An 18,496-nucleotide genomic window follows, 5' to 3' on the forward strand; every position below is an offset into this window, starting at 1 on the left:
GTAAGGAGATGTTTATATGTTGCAACAGCTTTCTTGGAAAGTAGGAGGGCAGCAAGGAGAGGGAATTGAGAGTACAGGAGAAATATTCTCAATGGCGATGAATCGCCTTGGATACTATCTATACGGATACCGTCATTTCTCTTCACGTATTAAAGGTGGCCATACAAACAATAAAATCTGTGTACGCCCAACACAAGTTCGTACAATACCAGATGATTTAGATATTTTAGTAGCATTTGATCAAGAAACAATTGATGTAAATTACAAAGAGTTAACGGAAAAAAGCATTGTTTTAGCAGATGCAAAATTCTCACCAGTGGTACCTGAAGATTGTAAGGCCCCAATGTATATCGTCCCTTTCACAGAGATAGCTGCAGAACTTGGGACATCTCTTATGAAAAACATGGTAGCAATTGGCGCAAGTGCAGCATTACTTAACTTAGACAAAGCAGTATTCCAAGGTGTGGTAGATGAAATTTTCGGCAAAAAAGGACAAGAAGTAGTAGAAAAAAACATGCAAGCTATTCAACAAGGTTTTGATACAATGGCGGAGCAGCTCGGAGATCGTCTAGGAGAATGGGAGATTGCTCCTGCGGATGGAAAACACCGTATGTTCATGATTGGAAACGATGCAATTGCATTTGGGGCATTAGCTGCAGGTGTTCGTTTTATGGCAGCATATCCAATCACACCTGCCTCAGAAATTATGGAATATATGATTAAAAAATTACCACTCTTTGGTGGTGCAGTTATTCAAACAGAAGATGAAATTGCTGCCGCTACAATGGCGATTGGTTCAAACTATGGAGGTGTTCGTGCATTTACTGCATCAGCGGGTCCAGGACTGTCGCTCATGATGGAAGCAATCGGACTTTCTGGTATGACTGAACAACCACTTGTAATCGTGGATACACAGCGTGGTGGACCTTCAACAGGTTTACCAACTAAACAGGAACAATCCGACTTAATGCAAATGATTTATGGAACACATGGCGAAATTCCAAAAGTGGTTATTGCACCAAGTACTGGAGAAGAAGCTTTCTACGATACTATTCAAGCATTCAATATTGCAGAAGAATTGCAACTTCCCGTAATAATCTTATCTGATTTACAACTATCACTTGGTAAACAAACAGTGGAGCCATTTGATTATTCGAAGGTTGAAATTCGTCGTGGAAAATTAGTGGAGAATGAAGAAATACCGGTAACGGAAGATAAATCGTACTTCAAACGCTATGAACTGACTGAAGATGGGGTATCACCACGTGTCTTACCAGGCACACAGCATGCGATTCATCATGTAACTGGGGTAGAGCATGATGAAACAGGTAAACCATCGGAGGCAGCTACAAATCGTAAGGCTCAAATGGACAAACGTTTAGGAAAGCTTAATCATATTAACTTCAAAGAGCCTGTATATGTAAACGCACCATATGAAGAGGCTGATATACTATTTGTTGGTTTCAACTCTACTAGAGGTGTGTTGGAAGAATTACAACAAACACTTATTAAAAGTGACATTAAAGTAAATCATGCGCATATTCGCTTAATACACCCATTCCCAGTGGCGGAAATGCAATCACTAGTTGCGAAAGCGAAAAAAGTGGTAGTAGTGGAAAACAATGCAACTGGACAATTAGCAAATATCATCAAAATGAATGTAGGTGGTCATGATAAATTGGTGAGTGTCACAAAATATGATGGCACACCATTTTTACCATTACAGCTTGCAAAACAAGTAAAGGAGTTGCTAACAGATGGTAACATTTAAAGATTTTCGTAATAACGTAAAACCTAACTGGTGTCCAGGATGTGGTGACTTCTCAGTGCAGGCAGCGATTCAACGTGCTGCTGCAAATGTTGGCATTCAACCGCATGATTTAGCTGTAATTTCTGGTATCGGTTGTTCTGGACGTATTTCTGGATATATTCACTCATACGGTTTTCATGGCATTCATGGGCGTGCACTACCAATAGCTCAGGGCCTAAAAATGGCAAACAAAGATTTACACGTTATCGCTTCTGGTGGTGATGGAGATGGCTTTGCAATAGGTATGGGTCATACCATTCACTCGATACGTCGTAATGTAGATATAACTTATGTTGTTATGGATAACCAAATCTACGGATTAACAAAAGGGCAAACGTCTCCACGTTCAGCAGAGGGCTTTAAAACGAAGTCAACACCTGGTGGAGCAATTGAACCATCCGTGCAGCCATTAGAACTAGCTCTTACATCAGGAGCAACATTTGTAGCGCAAGGATTTTCTTCTGATATTAAAGAGCTAACTGCTATTATTGAGGCGGGCATTAATCACAAAGGCTTCTCGTTTATAAATGTATTTAGCCCATGTGTAACATACAATAAAGTAAATACGTATGACTGGTTTAAAGAGCATTTAACTAAGCTTTCTGCTGTAGAAGGATATGATTCTACAAACAGAGATGAAGCTATGAAAGTAGTAATGGAAACAAAAGGTCTTGTAACAGGTATCATATATCAAGACGAAAATGCACCATCATACCAAGAACAAGTTCCTGGGTATGCACCAACACCACTTGTCGATCAAAATTTGAAGATGAGTGAACAGGAATTCAATGCTTTAATTCAAGACTTTATGTAATGGTTTAAGGGCTCATGAATGTCAAAAGTTCATGAGCTTTTTTACTGCGAACTGCGAACGAAAGCCCATTAAAAATGGATTATGGCCTATAACAAGCCAATATAGCCCATAAAAACTAAGCAAGTCCATAAATGATAGAGTATAGCCCATAAATATTCTCATCTAGCCCTCTAGCATGAAGATATAGCCCATAACCTCTCCCAACTAATCCCGATAAACTAAGTATATGCACTTAATTTGTCTAATTAGGCAATTTTAAGCTGAAAGCCTTGTGGCAATACATAACTATTCAGTATAATAGTAGGGATATTCGTACTTTTCACGAATGAAGGAAAGGAGAGTTCTTATGAACGAGGAATCACGTTTACAAAGTACTCAAGTGAAGGAAGCTAGCTCTTTGGATAAAAAATCCGATAAGGATTATAGTAAATATTTTCAAGCAGTCTATACTCCACCATCATTAAAAGATGCGAAAAAACGTGGCAAAGAAGAAATAGAGTACCATAACGACTTTGCTATTGCAGAACAATTTAAAGATATGGGTCAAAACAGAAAATTTTATATACGCACATACGGATGTCAAATGAATGAACATGATACAGAAGTAATGGCAGGTATTTTCATGCAACTAGGTTATGAACCTACAGATACTGTAGATGATGCCAATGTGGTTTTACTTAATACTTGTGCAATTCGTGAAAACGCTGAAAATAAAGTATTTGGTGAGCTTGGTCACTTTAAGCATTTAAAACAAAAAAACCCTGATGTCCTAATTGGTGTATGCGGATGTATGTCCCAAGAAGAATCAGTTGTAAAAAAAATATTAAAAACTTACAATCAAGTAGATATGATTTTTGGAACACATAATATTCACCGTCTTCCTGAAATATTGAACGAAGCATACCTTTCAAAAGAAATGGTTGTAGAGGTTTGGTCTAAAGAAGGAGACGTTATAGAAAATCTGCCGCGAGTACGTAAAGGTTCGATTAAAGCCTGGGTCAACATTATGTACGGCTGCGATAAATTCTGTACATATTGTATCGTTCCATATACACGTGGAAAAGAGCGTAGTCGTCGTCCGGAAGATATTATTCAAGAAATTAGACATCTTGCTGCGCAAGGATACAAAGAAGTAACATTGCTAGGTCAAAATGTTAATGCTTACGGAAAAGACTTTGAAGATTTGAATTATCGATTTGGTGATTTAATGGATGATCTTCGGAAAATTGACGTAGCACGCATTCGTTTCATGACTAGTCATCCTAGAGACTTCGATGATCATTTGATCAAAGTGCTTGCCAAGGGAGGAAATTTAGTCGACCACATTCATTTACCTGTTCAATCTGGGTCTTCGGATATTCTTAAGATAATGGCTCGTAAATACACAAGAGAGAACTATTTAGAGCTAGTTAGAAAGATAAAAGCAGCTATACCGAACGTCTCATTGACAACGGATATAATTGTGGGCTTTCCAAATGAAACAGAGGAACAATTTGAAGAAACAATGTCTTTGTATAAAGAAGTAGGATTCGAAATAGCATACACGTACATTTACTCTCCTCGAGAAGGTACACCAGCTGCAAAAATGGCAGATAACGTACCGATGGAAGTGAAAAAACAACGACTGCAGCGATTAAATAAGCTGGTGAATGATATGTCTTCGGAGGCTATGAAAAAACATGATGGACAAATTGTGGAAGTTTTAGTCGAAGGTGAAAGTAAGAATAATCCTGACGTACTTGCAGGTTATACGAGCAAAAGTAAACTAGTAAATTTTGTAGGACCAAAAGATATCATTGGGACATTAGTTAAGGTTAAAATAGTAGAAGCAAAAACATGGTCACTTACTGGGGAACTGGTAAATGAAATAATCGAGCAAAAGGTGGGAGTATAATGTCTACAACTAAATATACAAGAGAAGATATTATTGAAAAAGCAAAAGAAATAGCAACAATGATTGCAAATACGGAGGAAGTTGAATTCTTCAAACGTGCAGAAGAACAAATTAATGAGAATACTAAGGTACGTGAAAAAATAGCAAGTCTAAAAAGCTTACAAAAACAAGCAGTTAACTTTCAACATTTAGGGAAAGAAAAAGCACTTAGCCTAATAGAAGGAAAAATTGCTGCTATCGAAGAAGAAATCGATGGACTACCAATTGTACAAGAATTTAAACAATCCCAAGGTGATGTAAATAGTCTTCTACAATTAGTAGCTAATTCCATTTCTAACAATGTAACCAATCAAATTATTGAAGCAACTGAAGGTGACTTACTTAGAGGTGAAACTGGTTCAAAAGTAAAAAACACAACATATGATGGCTGCTCATAAGTAGAGCTTAAAATAGAGCATGCATGTAATCCTTACACGATTATATGCATGCTTTTTTCATGTGTTTTGTTATTTTTACAGATAGTAAAAATGGAGAACTGAATATTTCTTCAAACTTATGAAGTCGGTTCGATAGAGAAGTGTAGTGGTAATTATCTTGTCCAAAACTCTGAAGTTACATAATTGGGTGGTAATTCAATTAAGTTGTATGTTAAAATTATTCTGTACATTGGGAATATTTATAAGAGGGGGAAATTGTATGAAGAAAAAACAATTTAAGTTGTTAAGCATTCTAAGTATTTTAGTTTTATTAATACTTGCAGCATGTGGCTCAAATGAGGAAGGTTCATCTGCAGATGGAGATTCTAGTAAAACAAAAGATGAATTTAAGTTTTTAAGTTTGTTAACCGGTGGGGTTCAAGGAACGTACTATCCACTTGGAGGAACTTTTGCTGATCTGATCAGTAAAGAAACTGGTATTAAAACAACAGCAGAGGTTTCACAAGCATCAGCTGCTAATATGACAGCTTTAAAAGAAGGTACAGCAGAAATAGCCTTTACTCAAACGGACATTGCTTACTATGCAACAGAAGGTGAGTTAATGTTTAAAGATAACGCAGTTGATACAATCTCTGCACTTGGTGCTCTTTATCCAGAAACTGTTCAATTAGTAACTACAGATAAGACTGGGATTAAGACATTTGCAGATTTAAAAGGTAAGAAAATTTCTGTAGGAGCACCTGGATCAGGAACATATGCAAATGCAGAACAATTACTTGAAATTCATGGGTTAACAATGGATGATATTGAACCACAGAATTTAGATTTTGGAGAATCACAAGATAGTTTACAAGCTGGTCAAATCGATGCAGCGTTTATTACGGCTGGTACTCCAACTGGTGCTGTAGAAGCATTAAATGCAGTTTCAAATGTAGTAATCGTTCCAGTTGATGATGCTAAAGCAGATGAGCTTATCGAAAAATATCCGTATTATGCTAAAGACATAGTTCCATCAGGTACTTATGGCTTAACTCAAGAAGTACCAACAGTTTCAGTATTAGCAATGCTAGCTGTAACTAACGAGCTTCCAGAAGATTTAGTGTATGAAATGACAAAAGCGATCTATGATAATGCTGGTAGCATTACACATCCAAAAGGGCAGTTCATTAAGCCCGAAACAGGACTTGATGGTATTGGTATCAAAATTCACCCAGGTGCACAAAAGTACTTTGATGAAGTAAATAAATAAAACTAAATGCTTGGGGGCATGTTGCGTTTGCTTACATGTCCCTTTTTAATTGAAGGAATGGTGGAGAAAAAATGAGATCACTTAAGATGCTGGGAATAATAATCCTCATATGTGTAGTGAGTATTTCATTCTTCTATCCATTTCAACAAGTATTTATTTTTACGGAAACAAGAAGTGATAATCCTAATTTTTATTATATAAGGGTTGAAGATGAACAAGAATTCCAAGTTAAATTCACACATTCTATACATAAAAGCAATGTAATAGAACTATATAAGATTACAAAAGATGCTAGAATTCAGCTATTGTCGATGGTGTATGAAGATCTAGGAATCGGAATGCCAGGATATGCGGAGGAAGGGCAAGCATTAGAAGTAAAGGATGGAATATACAAACTTTCTTTTGATGACAAAGTTATCCCTTCTTTTACACTTCTAGTTGCTAATATTGACATGGATTTAATATTTCAATATAGACAAAGAGATTATAACTTAAAAAAATTATTAGAACGAAGTAAATCTTATGAATTCAAAATAAAAAATATATCGCTATATGAACAATGGAAAGGAGTTAGGTTGAATGACTGAAAAAAAAGTAAAGCCGAATAACGATTCTACAGAAACAGAATCCTTTAAGCAATTGTCAGAAGAAGAGCAACAAGCCATTTTACAGAAATATGATCCTGAATCTAATACAAGATCTGTAGATGGTATTATGAAAAAGGTAATTTTCTTCGGATTATTAGCATTTTCTATATTTCAGCTATATACAGCTATACAAGGCCAATTTACGGCTTACATTCAACGATCCATACACTTAGGGTTTGCATTATCGCTTATTTTCTTAATGTTCCCAGCTATGAAAAAATCAATTAGAAATAGAAAAATTCCAATTTATGATTATCTTCTTTCCTTACTATCTATTGGAGTAGGTCTCTACTGGCCGATTATGTATAATGAATTAGTGTTCCGAGTTGGGACAATGACCAATTTAGATTTTATCGTAGGTGCGTTAGCAATTCTATTAACTTTAGAAGCGGCTCGTCGGACTGTCGGGGTACCTATTACAATAATCGCTACTGTTTTCTTAGTTTACGCGTTTTTCGGACCGTATTTCCCTGGTTTCTTGGCACACAGAGGGCAAGATTTAAGCAGCTTAATCCATCTTATGTTCTTTACAACGGATGGGATATTAGGTACGCCGATTAGTGTATCTGCTACATTTATATTTGTTTTCCTATTATTTGGTTCATTCCTTGTAAAAACAGGAGTTGGACAATATTTTAATGACCTTGCTGTAACACTTGCAGGTCGTTTAACAGGAGGACCTGCAAAAGTTGCTATTTTCTCGAGTGCATTACAGGGTACTATTTCGGGAAGTTCTGTAGCTAATGTTGTAACTTCTGGTTCCTACACGATCCCAATGATGAAGAAGCTTGGATATCGGAAGGAATTTGCTGGAGGAGTAGAAGCAGCGGCCTCTACTGGTGGACAATTAATGCCTCCAATTATGGGAGCAGCGGCATTCCTTATGGTAGAGTTCATTGGTGGAATAACGTATTGGGAAATTGCCAAAGCAGCAGCAATACCAGCAGTTTTATATTTTGCAGGTATTTGGATCATGACACATTTTGAAGCAAAGCGTGTTGGATTAAAAGGTATGTCTAAAGAAGAGATGCCAGACCGAAAAGAAGTATTGAAAAAGTTATATTTATTAATACCGATTGTAACAATTATCGTCTTAATGTTTATAGGTGTACCAACGATGCAAGCAGCATTATGGGGTATCGTTGCAGCAGTAGTATTTAGTGCTATTGATAAAGAAACTAGAATGAATTTTAAAGATATAATAGATGCCTTAGTGGATGGAGCGAGAACTGCATTAGCAGTCGCAGCTGCCACAGCCGCAGCTGGTATTATTGTTGGAGTAGTTGTAAAAACCGGATTAGGCTTAAGTTTAGCGAATGGTCTAATTTCTGCATCGGGTGGAAATATTTTCTTAACACTATTCTTTACGATGCTAGCATCTATTGTTTTAGGTATGGGTTCTCCAACGACTGCCAATTATGTGATTACATCAACAATAGCTGCACCAGCTATTATTACTTTATTGATGCTTGATATGCCTGCAGGAGCAACAGTTCCTTTAGTTGTCGCTTTATCAGCACATTTATTCGTATTCTACTTCGGAATAATAGCAGATATTACACCACCGGTTGCACTTGCAGCGTTTGCAGCAGCAGGTGTATCTGGTGGAGATCCAATCAAAACAGGAGTAGTAGCTGCTAAATTAGCAATAGCTGCATTTATCATTCCTTATATGATCATATTCTCCCCAGCTCTCTTAATGATAGATACGTCATTTGGGGAAGTTATATGGGTCGTCTTTACGGCAATTATAGGGATGATGTCAATTGGAGCTGGGATGATTGGTTATTGGTATCGCAAAGTAACGTGGGTAGAAAGAATAATTGCTATCGGCGCGGGATTACTATTAATATATCCAGAAAACTTTTCAGATATTGCTGGATTAATAATCTTTGTTATTCTACTTGTTATTCAATTAATGACAAAAGAAAAGAAAAATACGGAAGTTTTAGCACACTAGCACACTAGGAAACTACCAAATCAATATTAATGTTAAAAACACGAGCTGATTTTAGCTCGTGTTTTTAAATACTCTAGAAATGGAGTGAAAAGGAAATCATCCATAATTAGCCTGTCATTAAAGGCAGTGTGATATTCGACTATGTGAAGTTTTTAATTACGCAGGTAATATCTTTTTTTGAACAAAATGTAAAGGCGAGGGAAGCGTATCTGTAGCATGTAAGGGTATAATAATGAATAATAAGTAACTAGTATTGCTTTTTTAACTCAAGAAAGGAAGATTCGATGAAGGAAGAGAATTTAAATATAGGATGGAACTTGGAAAATACGTATACCGAACTTCCAGAATTACTGTATACAGCTATTAATGTAAATCCTGTTAGTAATCCTAAACTGGTTATATTAAACGATGCGGTGGCAACATCTCTTGGGCTAAATTTGAAAGAGCTAGAAAATACTCATGGTGTTGAGGTACTTGCTGGTAATAAGGTGATTGAGGGCGGTATACCTTTAGCTCAGGCTTATGCTGGTCATCAATTTGGAAATTTTACCATATTAGGTGATGGAAGAGCACTATTGCTTGGTGAACAAATAACTCCGTCGGGGGAGCTAGTAGACGTACAATTGAAAGGCTCTGGTAGAACACCATATTCTCGTGGGGGAGACGGTCGAGCGGGCCTCGGGCCGATGTTACGTGAATATATTATTAGTGAATCGATGCATGCTCTAGGAATTCCAACAACCAGAAGCTTATCAGTAGTTACTACCGGAGAGAGTATTATGCGAGAAACTGTTCAACCGGGTGCAGTGATGACACGTATTGCTGCAAGTCATTTACGTGTAGGTACTTTTCAATTCGCTGCAAAATGGGGCACATTCGAAGATCTTAAAGCTTTAGCGGATTATGCAATAGAAAGACATTACCCAATTTTATTGGCTAATGAAAATCGCTATCTTGCATTCCTTAAAGAAGTGATTGAACGCCAAGCGGCATTGATAGCAAAATGGCAACTTGTCGGTTTTATACATGGAGTGATGAACACAGATAATATGACGATAAGCGGAGAGACAATCGATTATGGACCTTGTGCTTTTATGGATATATATAATCAGAAAACAGTATTTAGTTCCATTGATAGACAAGGTCGTTATGCTTATGAAAATCAGCCAAATATAGCCGCATGGAACTTAGCGAGATTGGCAGAAAGTTTATTGCCTCTTATTCACGAAGATCCGGATGAAGCTGTGCAGCAAGCGCAAGAAGCGATGGCGGCCTACCCTGTAACTTATGAAAATTATTGGTTAACAGGAATGGGGAATAAGCTAGGGATTTTTAATATAGAAAAAGAGGATATTTCCCTAATCGAAAACCTTCTTGAACTTATGGAGAAATACGAAGTAGATTATACAAATACATTCCGATTATTGACTCTTGATAAAGTGGAAGAAACTGAATTATTCGGTAAAAATGGATTTGAACAATGGTATGAAAAATGGAAAACTAGACTTGAAAATCAACAGGTGTCAGAAGAATTTATAAAGCAACTAATGCAGAAAAGTAATCCAGTAGTTATTCCGAGAAATCATCGAGTAGAAGAAGCGCTTGATGCAGCAGTGAATAATGAGGACTATAGTGTATTAAACAATTTGCTAAGTGTAATTTCACATCCTTATGATTACAAGGCAGACTATATGGATTATACTACTCTTCCTCCTGATACTTCAGGACCGTACAAAACGTTTTGCGGTACTTAATCCAAAGGAAAGAAAAGTCTGTGAACCTTAAAAGTTTACGGGCTTTTCTCACTTACAGGAGAGGATAAATATCAAAAACTGAAATGTATTACGTTATGCAGATTTAATCTTGTAACTCAGTCTTTTTTTCTTTAAAATTAATAGTAATCATATTTGTTTAATCTTTTTATGAATAAGGGAGTCTTAGAAATTATGCAGAAAAATAAAGTAGCGGATAAAGTCCGTAGAATAATTTTAATCGTCATAGGAGCAGCTATAGCTGGTTATGCACTGGAAGCAGTTTTAATACCAAACTCAGTTATTGATGGCGGCGTAACAGGTGTTAGTATCATGGGAACATATTTGTTTAATATACCACTTGGACTTTTACTCTTTATATTAAATATACCGTTTGTATATATTGGTTATAAACAAGTGGGGAGAACCTTTGCAATAATGAGTATCATTGGTATAGCATCCCTATCTATTTCAACAGTTTTAATGCATCAAATTGAGCCGATTCTGAGTGCAAAAGATCCACTATTAGTAGTAATATCTGGAGGGGTAATGCTAGGTATTGGTATTGGTGTGGTATTACGTAACGGTGGTGCACTTGATGGTGCAGAAGTTCTAGCGGTTCTAGTATCTCGAAAAGTACCATTTTCAGTAGGAGATATAATCTTATTTATTAATGCGTTTATTTTTCTAGGTGCTGGTTTTATATATGGCTTAGAAGGAGCACTCTATTCAGCTACTACTTATTACATAGCTAAAATAGTAATTGATGTTATTCAAGTTGGACTTGAAAGTTCCAAATCAGTTCGTATAGTTAGTAAAGAATCAGAGGAAATTGGGTCTGCAATACAAGATCGTTTAGGACGTGGTGTAACGTACTCCAGTGGCCGCGGAGGTTTCTCCAATGAAACTATGGATATTGTCACATGTGTAATCACTCGCATGGAAGAAAATAAGTTAATAACAATTATTAAAGAATTGGATCCTGGTGCTTTTATTGTGATCACAGATGTGGCAGAAGTAAGAGGCGGTACGTTCAAAAAACGAGATATTCACTAAAATATAAATACCCGTTAGATGAGTATATACGCTCATTTAACGGGTATTATTGTTTTAAAGTTATTTTCGTTTCTTCTTCCCGAGATCTTTTACAGAAGTTTTGCTTTTATCTACCACTTTTTCAAATTCTACCTGAACCTGAATACCATTTTCTTCTGTTTCCTGTACATTAATTACTTTACCTTTTCTACCTTTGATTTTAAGATCATCATCGATGGAAGGGATATCTCTTAATACTTGAGTTAAAATAACCATATTTTTCTCCATAAAATGAACTGCAAACATTTCCATTTCCCCTTACTTTATAATTTAGAATCTATGTATTTTATGATTATTTAAAAGTTATAGAACTTTAAAATAGATAAACCATATTAGTTTATTGTTAAATTGTTTAGTGTTAAACTAAATTAGAAATCATTAGAGAAAAAGGAGTGTTAAAGATGAGTAAACTTCAAGATAAAGTTGTAATCATTACTGGTGGTGCTGGTGGAATTGGATTTGGGATGGCAAAAGCAATGGCTAAAGAAGGCGCAATCGTTGCAATTGTAGATGTGAATGAGGAGACAGGTAAAGCAAGTGAGAAATTACTACAAGAAATTTCCCCAAGATCAATGTTTTTAAAAGCAGATCTTATGGATCGCGAAAACTTACCAAATATCATTAAAACAATAGTTGATAACTATGGTAAGTTGGATGTACTTGTAAATAATGCACATGCATCAAAACAATTAATGATTGAGAATATTACACAAGCGGATCTTGATCTATCATTTGGGACTGGATTCTATCCAACATTCTATTTAATGCAGGCTGCACTGCCTTACTTAAAAGAAACAAAAGGAAATATTATTAACTTTGCTTCAGGGGCAGGATTGGCTGGTCATGAAACTCAAGGAGCATATGCTGCTGCTAAAGAAGCAATTCGTGGGATATCACGTGTCGCTGCAAACGAATGGGGTCGTTTTGGTATTAATGTGAATATTATCAGTCCAGTTGCTAACTCAGAGGGAGTACAAGCATGGGCAAAAGCTCAACCTGAATATTATAAAGCAGTACTAAGTAAAATACCGATGGGTCGTTTCGGTGAAGTAGAAGAGGATATTGGACGTGTAGCAGTATTTTTAGCTAGTGAGGATTCAAGATATATTACAGGTCAAACGATGATGGTTGATGGTGGATCCATCATGTTGCGTTAATAGAAGGAATTAGTATGGAGAAAACAAATTTATTTAAATTGATTCATGCAACTGAAATAATCTCAAACGAAAATATAGTTAAATTCTCTTCTAAATTTGAATTTCCAGTAGGAATATCTGCAATTTTGGTACTAGCTCAATTACGTGCAAATGGTCCGGTAATGCAAAGTGGTTTAGCAGAGACCTTAGGGTATACAAAAGGAGCAATCACAAATATTTCTAGCAAGCTAGTGAAGTTTGAATTAGCGGAACGACTGTATAGTGAAGAAGATCGCCGGACGATCCATCTTCAGATTACAGAAAAAGGGCGATCTGCTTTAATGGAAGCACAAAAGATTGGCGAAGAAATATTTGTGGAGTTATTTGAAGAGTTGACTGTGGAAGAATTAGATCAGTATTTGTACATACAGCAAAAAGTATTAAACAGTATGAAAAATAAAAGATTGTCATCATCATGATCTAATTATTTTTTAGAGAAAAGTTAGCTAAGACCCTCAACATAAGAGGTTCTTAGCTTTTTATGTTTTTCAAAATCCTTTTGTATAATGTAAAAGTACTCAACTCCTTGCAATTAAGATATGAAATTGTTATGCTAAGAACAATTTTATAACATTCCTTCGGGGTCGGGTGAAATTCCCAATCGACAGTAAGAGAGAAATCTCAAAGCCTGTGAGCCGTAAAACGCATGATTTGGTGAGAATCCAAAGCCGACAGTTAAAGTCTGGATGGGAGAAGGAGAAAGTTGCCTATTTGGAGGTTTTTTAGTTATGCTAAAAAAGGAACAAAAGGCTTATTAAAGTATGACTTCTCTCGCATCCATAAATTTGGGTGCGTTTTTTAATGTCTAGCTATAGCGTTTGTCGGTGCCAACAAATCTGGGTAAGTCAGTTTGTTGGGACATGATCCCGCGAGCATAGGCGCTTCTACTTTTTAAAATTGAATAACTATCCTTCGGGGTCGGGTGAAATTCCCAATCGACAGTAAGAGAGAAATCTCAAAGCCTGTGAGCCGTAAAACGCATGATTTGGTGAAAATCCAAAGCCGACAGTTATAGTCTGGATGGGAGAAGGAGTAGTTCAATGCTTTTTGAGAGAAAAACACAAAAGGCTTATTTGAATCTACCTAATTTCCCTCCGACACTTATGTGTACGGAGGTTTTTGTTTGAAGTAGGCTTTAGATTCCATCTAAAAGTACTTACTAATAAGGAGGATACGATGTTTACAGGAATTGTTGAAGAGCTTGGCACCATTAAGAACGTACAAACATCTGCTAGCAGTATGCAACTTATTATCCGAGCAAAACGAATTTTAGAGGACATCAAATTAGGTGATAGTATTGCAGTGAATGGTATCTGTTTAACAGTAATCGCATTTTCAAGATTTGAATTTACAGTGGACGTTATGCCAGAGACGTTTTATGCAACTACAACAAAATTATTAAATAGCAGTTCAGTTGTCAATTTAGAAAGAGCATTAGCGGCAAACGGTCGATTCGGTGGACATTTCGTTACAGGACATGTGGATGGTGTGGGTACCATATTGAAAAAGCGCCATGCAGCAAATGCAGTGTATATCGATATTATAGTACCAGAAGAGGCAAGTCACTTTTGTATTCCAAAGGGGTCTATAACGATTGATGGAACAAGTTTAACTATTTTTGCTATAAATAAGTCGACGGTAACAGTTTCATTAATTCCCCACACAAATAAGGAAACAGTTCTAGGCATGAAAAAAGCGGGTGAACTCGTTAATATCGAAGGTGACATGCTAGGGAAGTATGTGCATCAATTTAGTACAAAGAAAAGTGAATCGACTATCACCCAGGACTTTTTACAGCAGAACGGTTTTTAAGGAGAAATTAGCATGCTAAATACGATAGAAGAAGCAATTACAGATTTAACACAAGGAAAGCTTATTATTTTAGTAGATGATGAAAACCGTGAAAATGAAGGTGATTTCCTTTGCTTAGCAGAATTTGCAACACCAGAAAACATCAATTTCATGGCTAAGTATGGTCGAGGATTGATTTGTATGCCTATTCATGAAGAAATCGCAGAGGTATTGCAATTACATCCGATGGTTTCTAATAATACAGATTCTCATCAAACTGCATTTACTGTGTCGATTGATCATGAAAACACTTCAACGGGCATAAGTGCGTTTGATCGATCAGAGACGATGTTACAAGTCATTAAGCCACAAGCAAAGGCACAACAGTTTAAACGACCAGGACATGTCTTTCCGCTAATCGCAAAGCCAGGTGGTGTACTGGAAAGACGAGGTCATACGGAAGCTGCAGTTGACCTTGCCATGCTTTGTGCATCAGCTAAATCAGGTGTAATTTGCGAAATAATGAACGATGATGGTTCAATGGCACGCTTACCAGATTTACTGGAACTTGCCAAACAATATCAATTAAAGATTGTCACAATCGAAGAACTATCAAGGTATTTAATAAATATTAAAGCTAGCTGAGGAGAGAATAAGATGGTAAAAACAATCGAAGCAAATTTAATCGGAACAGATTTGAAAGTAGGTATTGTTGTCGGACGTTTTAATGATTTCATCAATGCAAAACTAGTTGACGGTGCAATAGATGGGTTAAAACGTCATGGTGTCGTTGAAGAAAGTATTGAAGTTGCTTGGGTTCCTGGTGTGTTTGAAGTACCATTTATTGCAAAAAAAATGGCGGATTCCCAAAAATACGATGCAATCATTGGTCTTGGTACAGTAATCAGAGGTTCAACGACACACTATGATTATGTTTGCAACGAAGCAGCAAAAGGAATTGCACAAGTAGGTTTACAAACTGGAGTACCAGTTATTTTTGGTATCGTCACTACAGAATCTATAGAACAAGCTATTGAACGGGCAGGTACAAAGGTTGGAAACAAAGGATACGATGCAGCCGTCTCTGCAATTGAGATGGCAAATCTGTTAAAGGTCATGTCGTGATAATTGACTTACTTAATATCTAGAAATGACTTAGAAACAAGAGGAAAAGTATAAACAATTAATCTGAAACTTCATGGATTTGAACATGGATCAATTCATTAGTATCAGTAAAATATTCAATTTTAACAGAGACTCCAAATTCTTTATCACTCTCTTTTAACCTTAGACGGAACTTTTCAATGGTAGAATTTTCTTTCGGTTCACTTCCTTCATAAAGGTAGTCAATTATACTTGCATGGGGAAATTTGGATTGAGTTTCTTTTACAGCAACTTGTCCCCATTTAGCATAGGCAGGGGTTTCCTGATGAGTAGGAGCGGTTTTAGGTATATATGTTGTTAATGTCTGCATAGAAGCTATAATGGTAAGTTCGATAACTAGTTTTTGCATAATTCATCACTTCTCCTTTCCTTTAGAATGTGTCATTCAAAAGAAATCATTCTATCGTTATTTTGATTCCTAATGAGGAGAGCAATAATTCTGACAAAATATAAAATTGTAATATAATGAAAGAAGAACATGATTTGAATTAGAGGGGGTAACATAATGGAATTAGGATTAGCAGGAAAAGTAGCAATCGTTACGGGCTCAAGTAAAGGGATAGGTTTACAAACAGCTTTACAATTAGTGCAAGAAGGGGCTAAGGTAACTCTTTGTGCTCGAGGAGAAGAACAATTAAAAGAGGCTGCGGCATTTATTAATAGTGAAACAGGGGTACAAGTACTTATTGTTCCTGCGGATATTACCAAAGAAGAAGCATGCAAAGAAATTATTCAAAAAACAGTAGATCATTATGGACGTATTGATATTTTAGTTAATAATGCTGGTACTTCTTCTGCAAACCCTTTTGAATCAGTGGAAACAGATTTGTGGCAAACAGATTTAGATTTAAAATTATTTGGAGCTATACATACGTCAAAAGCTGCAATACCCTATATGAGAAAAGTGGGCGGAGGAGCAATTGTAAACGTAACAGCAGTATTAGGAAAAACACCTCCTGCTAGTTCGCTGCCAACAACTGTTAGTCGAGCAGCTGGAATGGCATTGACTAAAGCGATGAGCAAAGATTTGGGAAAAGATAATATCCGAGTTAATACAGTATGTATTGGCCTTATTAGAAGCAACCAAATCGAATTGAAGTGGAAAAAAGAAGCTCCAGAACTTACTTGGGAAGAATATTCTAAAAATGTAGTTGGTCCAACGATTCCACTTCAGCGAATTGGTGAAACTTTAGAAGCAGCAAATGTCATTACTTTTTTAGTGTCAGATGCCGCGTCTTATGTAACGGGAACATCTGTTAATATTGATGGTGGATCTGGTGGGACGCTTTAAATAAAAAAAGAACCCGAATGGGAACCCCTATAGGGCCATTCGGGTTTAATGAAGATAGGTCATCTTACAGGTTCCAATTCGGAGTAGATGACAGATCCGTTTCTTTGGAGTTTATGCCAATTATGGCGATTACCGAAAATATAAAGGATGGATCCATAAAAGAAGAAAAAGGTATCCAGCAAGCGATAAGTTACAGACTCCCAAATAGTAAATAATATAATTTTTAACCACTGCTTAGAAGAAAAGGTATAACCAAAATGTCCAGCGCGTTGAACCGCTACTAATCTTAAAATGAATTCACTAGACCATGCAGTAATAAGCAATACAATGGTAAATGGAGATACATTCCCTAAATATAAGGTAATTGGTAATATAAAAATTGTGATTATCCCTAAAATGCTAAGTACAATGGATTCGAATAATAAAAAAAAGGAGAACCTTTTACTTAGTTTGGTAAAAAAATCTTTTTTATATAGATTAATACAATCTAGAAAACCTTTTTGCCAACGAACTCGCTGATGTAATAGAGATTTGAAATCTTCAGGAACTTCTGTATAGCAAACTGCCTCAGGAACAAATATCATCTTTTCACCGAGTTTCCGCTCATGAATAAATTTATGAAGTCTAAAAGTAATTTCCATATCCTCTCCTAGCGTATCTTTAAAACCACCAATTTGTTGTAGGATAGATAGACGAAAAGCTCCGAATGCCCCAGATACCACTCCTAATACATTTAACTTTGCTTGTGTTACTTTCCGTACATAAAAAGAAGATAAATAACCAGATAATTGATACTTGATAATCCAATTTTTCCCGTAAAAATTATTACCTCTTCTATTTATTACTTGTCCCACTTGTACCATACCACCAGCAGCAATCACTTTTGGATCAGAGAATGATTCATTAATTCTAGTAAGACTATCACTTTCTAATATGGAGTCGGCATCAAGGGTAATTACAATTTCTCCAGTTGCAATGGAGATACCGGCATTAAGGGCAGCCGACTTACCACCGTTTAGTTGATCGATTACGTAAATTTGTGGGAAATTTTTACTTTGAAAGAGTCTAGAAAAATTTATGGATGAATTATCTAAGGTTATTTCTTTTTCTACTATTAATAGATCAAGTAGCTCATGTAAAACATTCATCGTATTATCGGTTGACCCATCATTTATAAATATAGCTTCTTTGTTATCGTAGTTTAACCTTTTCCAACTTTCTAGACATTGTAAGAGAACGAGCGCCTCATTAAATGCAGGGATTAACACAGTAATTTTTTTCTCTTTATTTGAAATGTAGGGTGCTTTTTTAACTTTTAAGGATCTATATATATATTTTAATTGTAATAAGAGATAAAGTACGAAGATTGCTGTAAATAAAAAAGACCAATAACTCAA

At 36.1% G+C, this 18,496-nt stretch carries 17 protein-coding genes, 1 pseudogene and 2 riboswitches; of the genes and pseudogenes, 15 read left to right on the forward strand and 3 right to left on the reverse strand.

Going from position 1 to position 18,496, the window contains the following annotated elements; all coding sequences use genetic code 11:
- The first annotated feature begins 16 nt into the window (after positions 1-16).
- The 9 genes from MKX53_RS06325 (at position 17) to MKX53_RS06365 (ending at position 11,618) form a co-directional block, all read left to right on the forward strand.
- Positions 17-1,771: a 2-oxoacid:acceptor oxidoreductase subunit alpha gene (locus MKX53_RS06325; RefSeq protein WP_340909924.1), complete on the forward strand. Its 1,755-nt coding sequence runs from the start codon at positions 17-19 to the stop codon at positions 1,769-1,771.
- Positions 1,758-2,624, forward strand: a complete 867-nt coding sequence (locus MKX53_RS06330; RefSeq protein WP_340768787.1) for a 2-oxoacid:ferredoxin oxidoreductase subunit beta — start codon at positions 1,758-1,760, stop codon at positions 2,622-2,624. Before MKX53_RS06325 ends, MKX53_RS06330 begins: the two co-directional genes overlap by 14 nt.
- A 346-nt stretch (positions 2,625-2,970) precedes the next feature.
- The gene (miaB, locus tag MKX53_RS06335; RefSeq protein ID WP_340909927.1) at positions 2,971-4,518 is read left to right on the forward strand and encodes a tRNA (N6-isopentenyl adenosine(37)-C2)-methylthiotransferase MiaB; all 1,548 of its coding nucleotides are present in this window, start codon (positions 2,971-2,973) and stop codon (positions 4,516-4,518) included.
- Positions 4,518-4,955 (forward strand): RicAFT regulatory complex protein RicA family protein, encoded by a 438-nt coding sequence (locus tag MKX53_RS06340; RefSeq protein WP_093535017.1) that lies wholly within the window; start codon positions 4,518-4,520, stop codon positions 4,953-4,955. Before miaB ends, MKX53_RS06340 begins: the two co-directional genes overlap by 1 nt.
- Before the next feature lie 259 nt (positions 4,956-5,214).
- Positions 5,215-6,204, forward strand: a complete 990-nt coding sequence (locus MKX53_RS06345) for a TAXI family TRAP transporter solute-binding subunit (protein WP_340909931.1) — start codon at positions 5,215-5,217, stop codon at positions 6,202-6,204.
- 71 nt (positions 6,205-6,275) lie between these two features.
- A complete protein-coding gene (locus MKX53_RS06350) occupies positions 6,276-6,791 on the forward strand; it encodes a DUF1850 domain-containing protein (RefSeq protein WP_340909934.1) in 516 nt (171 codons plus the stop codon).
- On the forward strand, positions 6,784-8,811 hold the full coding sequence (locus MKX53_RS06355; protein ID WP_340909937.1) for a TRAP transporter permease: 2,028 nt from the start codon (positions 6,784-6,786) through the stop codon (positions 8,809-8,811). The genes MKX53_RS06350 and MKX53_RS06355 overlap by 8 nt, the downstream gene beginning before the upstream one ends.
- Positions 8,812-9,095: 284 nt before the next feature.
- A complete protein-coding gene (locus MKX53_RS06360) occupies positions 9,096-10,565 on the forward strand; it encodes a protein adenylyltransferase SelO (RefSeq protein WP_340909939.1) in 1,470 nt (489 codons plus the stop codon).
- A gap of 168 nt (positions 10,566-10,733) precedes the next feature.
- Complete coding sequence (locus MKX53_RS06365; protein WP_411747851.1) at positions 10,734-11,618, forward strand: YitT family protein; 885 nt, start codon at positions 10,734-10,736, stop codon at positions 11,616-11,618.
- A gap of 60 nt (positions 11,619-11,678) precedes the next feature.
- Here the strand turns inward: MKX53_RS06365 and MKX53_RS06370 are convergent, their stop codons facing one another.
- Positions 11,679-11,903 (reverse strand): hypothetical protein, encoded by a 225-nt coding sequence (locus tag MKX53_RS06370; protein WP_093535007.1) that lies wholly within the window; start codon positions 11,901-11,903, stop codon positions 11,679-11,681.
- Positions 11,904-12,058: 155 nt separating this feature from the next.
- On the opposite strand from MKX53_RS06370, the gene MKX53_RS06375 reads away from it, so the two are divergent.
- The 5 genes and pseudogenes from MKX53_RS06375 to ribH all read left to right on the forward strand — a co-directional run bounded on the left by MKX53_RS06375 (position 12,059) and on the right by ribH (position 15,769).
- Complete coding sequence (locus MKX53_RS06375) at positions 12,059-12,814, forward strand: SDR family NAD(P)-dependent oxidoreductase (protein ID WP_340909944.1); 756 nt, start codon at positions 12,059-12,061, stop codon at positions 12,812-12,814.
- Between the two features lie 14 nt (positions 12,815-12,828).
- Complete coding sequence (locus MKX53_RS06380) at positions 12,829-13,272, forward strand: MarR family winged helix-turn-helix transcriptional regulator (RefSeq protein WP_340909947.1); 444 nt, start codon at positions 12,829-12,831, stop codon at positions 13,270-13,272.
- Positions 13,273-13,423: 151 nt separating this feature from the next.
- Positions 13,424-13,555, forward strand: a riboswitch (FMN riboswitch).
- Between the two features lie 202 nt (positions 13,556-13,757).
- Positions 13,758-13,889, forward strand: a riboswitch (FMN riboswitch).
- Positions 13,890-14,029: 140 nt separating this feature from the next.
- A complete protein-coding gene (gene ribE, locus MKX53_RS06385; protein WP_340909949.1) occupies positions 14,030-14,665 on the forward strand; it encodes a riboflavin synthase in 636 nt (211 codons plus the stop codon).
- Positions 14,666-14,677: 12 nt separating this feature from the next.
- A pseudogene (gene ribB, locus MKX53_RS06390) lies at positions 14,678-15,265 on the forward strand (3,4-dihydroxy-2-butanone-4-phosphate synthase); the annotation flags it as partial.
- Between the two features lie 36 nt (positions 15,266-15,301).
- Complete coding sequence (gene ribH / locus MKX53_RS06395; protein WP_093534997.1) at positions 15,302-15,769, forward strand: 6,7-dimethyl-8-ribityllumazine synthase; 468 nt, start codon at positions 15,302-15,304, stop codon at positions 15,767-15,769.
- A gap of 58 nt (positions 15,770-15,827) precedes the next feature.
- On the opposite strand, the gene MKX53_RS06400 is transcribed toward ribH, so the two are convergent.
- Complete coding sequence (locus MKX53_RS06400; protein ID WP_340909953.1) at positions 15,828-16,157, reverse strand: DUF3889 domain-containing protein; 330 nt, start codon at positions 16,155-16,157, stop codon at positions 15,828-15,830.
- A 156-nt stretch (positions 16,158-16,313) separates the two neighbouring features.
- On the opposite strand from MKX53_RS06400, the gene MKX53_RS06405 reads away from it, so the two are divergent.
- Positions 16,314-17,099 carry an SDR family NAD(P)-dependent oxidoreductase gene (locus MKX53_RS06405; RefSeq protein ID WP_340909956.1) on the forward strand — a complete coding sequence of 262 codons (786 nt, stop codon included), beginning with the start codon at positions 16,314-16,316 and terminating at the stop codon, positions 17,097-17,099.
- A 59-nt stretch (positions 17,100-17,158) separates the two neighbouring features.
- On the opposite strand, the gene MKX53_RS06410 is transcribed toward MKX53_RS06405, so the two are convergent.
- Positions 17,159-18,496, reverse strand: a complete 1,338-nt coding sequence (locus MKX53_RS06410) for a glycosyltransferase family 2 protein (protein ID WP_340909958.1) — start codon at positions 18,494-18,496, stop codon at positions 17,159-17,161.

Origin of the sequence: Psychrobacillus sp. FSL K6-4615, assembly GCF_038008225.1 — a bacterium.
GTDB classification, from domain to species: Bacteria; Bacillota; Bacilli; order Bacillales_A; family Planococcaceae; genus Psychrobacillus; species Psychrobacillus psychrotolerans.

Bases quoted from the DNA above. Each gene is read 5' to 3' on its own strand.
- MKX53_RS06325 (WP_340909924.1), top strand. From the start codon at position 17: ATGTTGCAACAGCTTTCTTGGAAAGTAGGAGGGCAGCAAGGAGAGGGA.
- MKX53_RS06330 (WP_340768787.1), top strand. From the start codon at position 1,758: ATGGTAACATTTAAAGATTTTCGTAATAACGTAAAACCTAACTGGTGT.
- miaB (WP_340909927.1), top strand. From the start codon at position 2,971: ATGAACGAGGAATCACGTTTACAAAGTACTCAAGTGAAGGAAGCTAGC.
- MKX53_RS06340 (WP_093535017.1), top strand. From the start codon at position 4,518: ATGTCTACAACTAAATATACAAGAGAAGATATTATTGAAAAAGCAAAA.
- MKX53_RS06345 (WP_340909931.1), top strand. From the start codon at position 5,215: ATGAAGAAAAAACAATTTAAGTTGTTAAGCATTCTAAGTATTTTAGTT.
- MKX53_RS06350 (WP_340909934.1), top strand. From the start codon at position 6,276: ATGAGATCACTTAAGATGCTGGGAATAATAATCCTCATATGTGTAGTG.
- MKX53_RS06355 (WP_340909937.1), top strand. From the start codon at position 6,784: ATGACTGAAAAAAAAGTAAAGCCGAATAACGATTCTACAGAAACAGAA.
- MKX53_RS06360 (WP_340909939.1), top strand. From the start codon at position 9,096: ATGAAGGAAGAGAATTTAAATATAGGATGGAACTTGGAAAATACGTAT.
- MKX53_RS06365 (WP_411747851.1), top strand. From the start codon at position 10,734: ATGAATAAGGGAGTCTTAGAAATTATGCAGAAAAATAAAGTAGCGGAT.
- MKX53_RS06370 (WP_093535007.1), bottom strand. From the start codon at position 11,903: ATGTTTGCAGTTCATTTTATGGAGAAAAATATGGTTATTTTAACTCAA.
- MKX53_RS06375 (WP_340909944.1), top strand. From the start codon at position 12,059: ATGAGTAAACTTCAAGATAAAGTTGTAATCATTACTGGTGGTGCTGGT.
- MKX53_RS06380 (WP_340909947.1), top strand. From the start codon at position 12,829: ATGGAGAAAACAAATTTATTTAAATTGATTCATGCAACTGAAATAATC.
- ribE (WP_340909949.1), top strand. From the start codon at position 14,030: ATGTTTACAGGAATTGTTGAAGAGCTTGGCACCATTAAGAACGTACAA.
- ribH (WP_093534997.1), top strand. From the start codon at position 15,302: ATGGTAAAAACAATCGAAGCAAATTTAATCGGAACAGATTTGAAAGTA.
- MKX53_RS06400 (WP_340909953.1), bottom strand. From the start codon at position 16,157: ATGCAAAAACTAGTTATCGAACTTACCATTATAGCTTCTATGCAGACA.
- MKX53_RS06405 (WP_340909956.1), top strand. From the start codon at position 16,314: ATGGAATTAGGATTAGCAGGAAAAGTAGCAATCGTTACGGGCTCAAGT.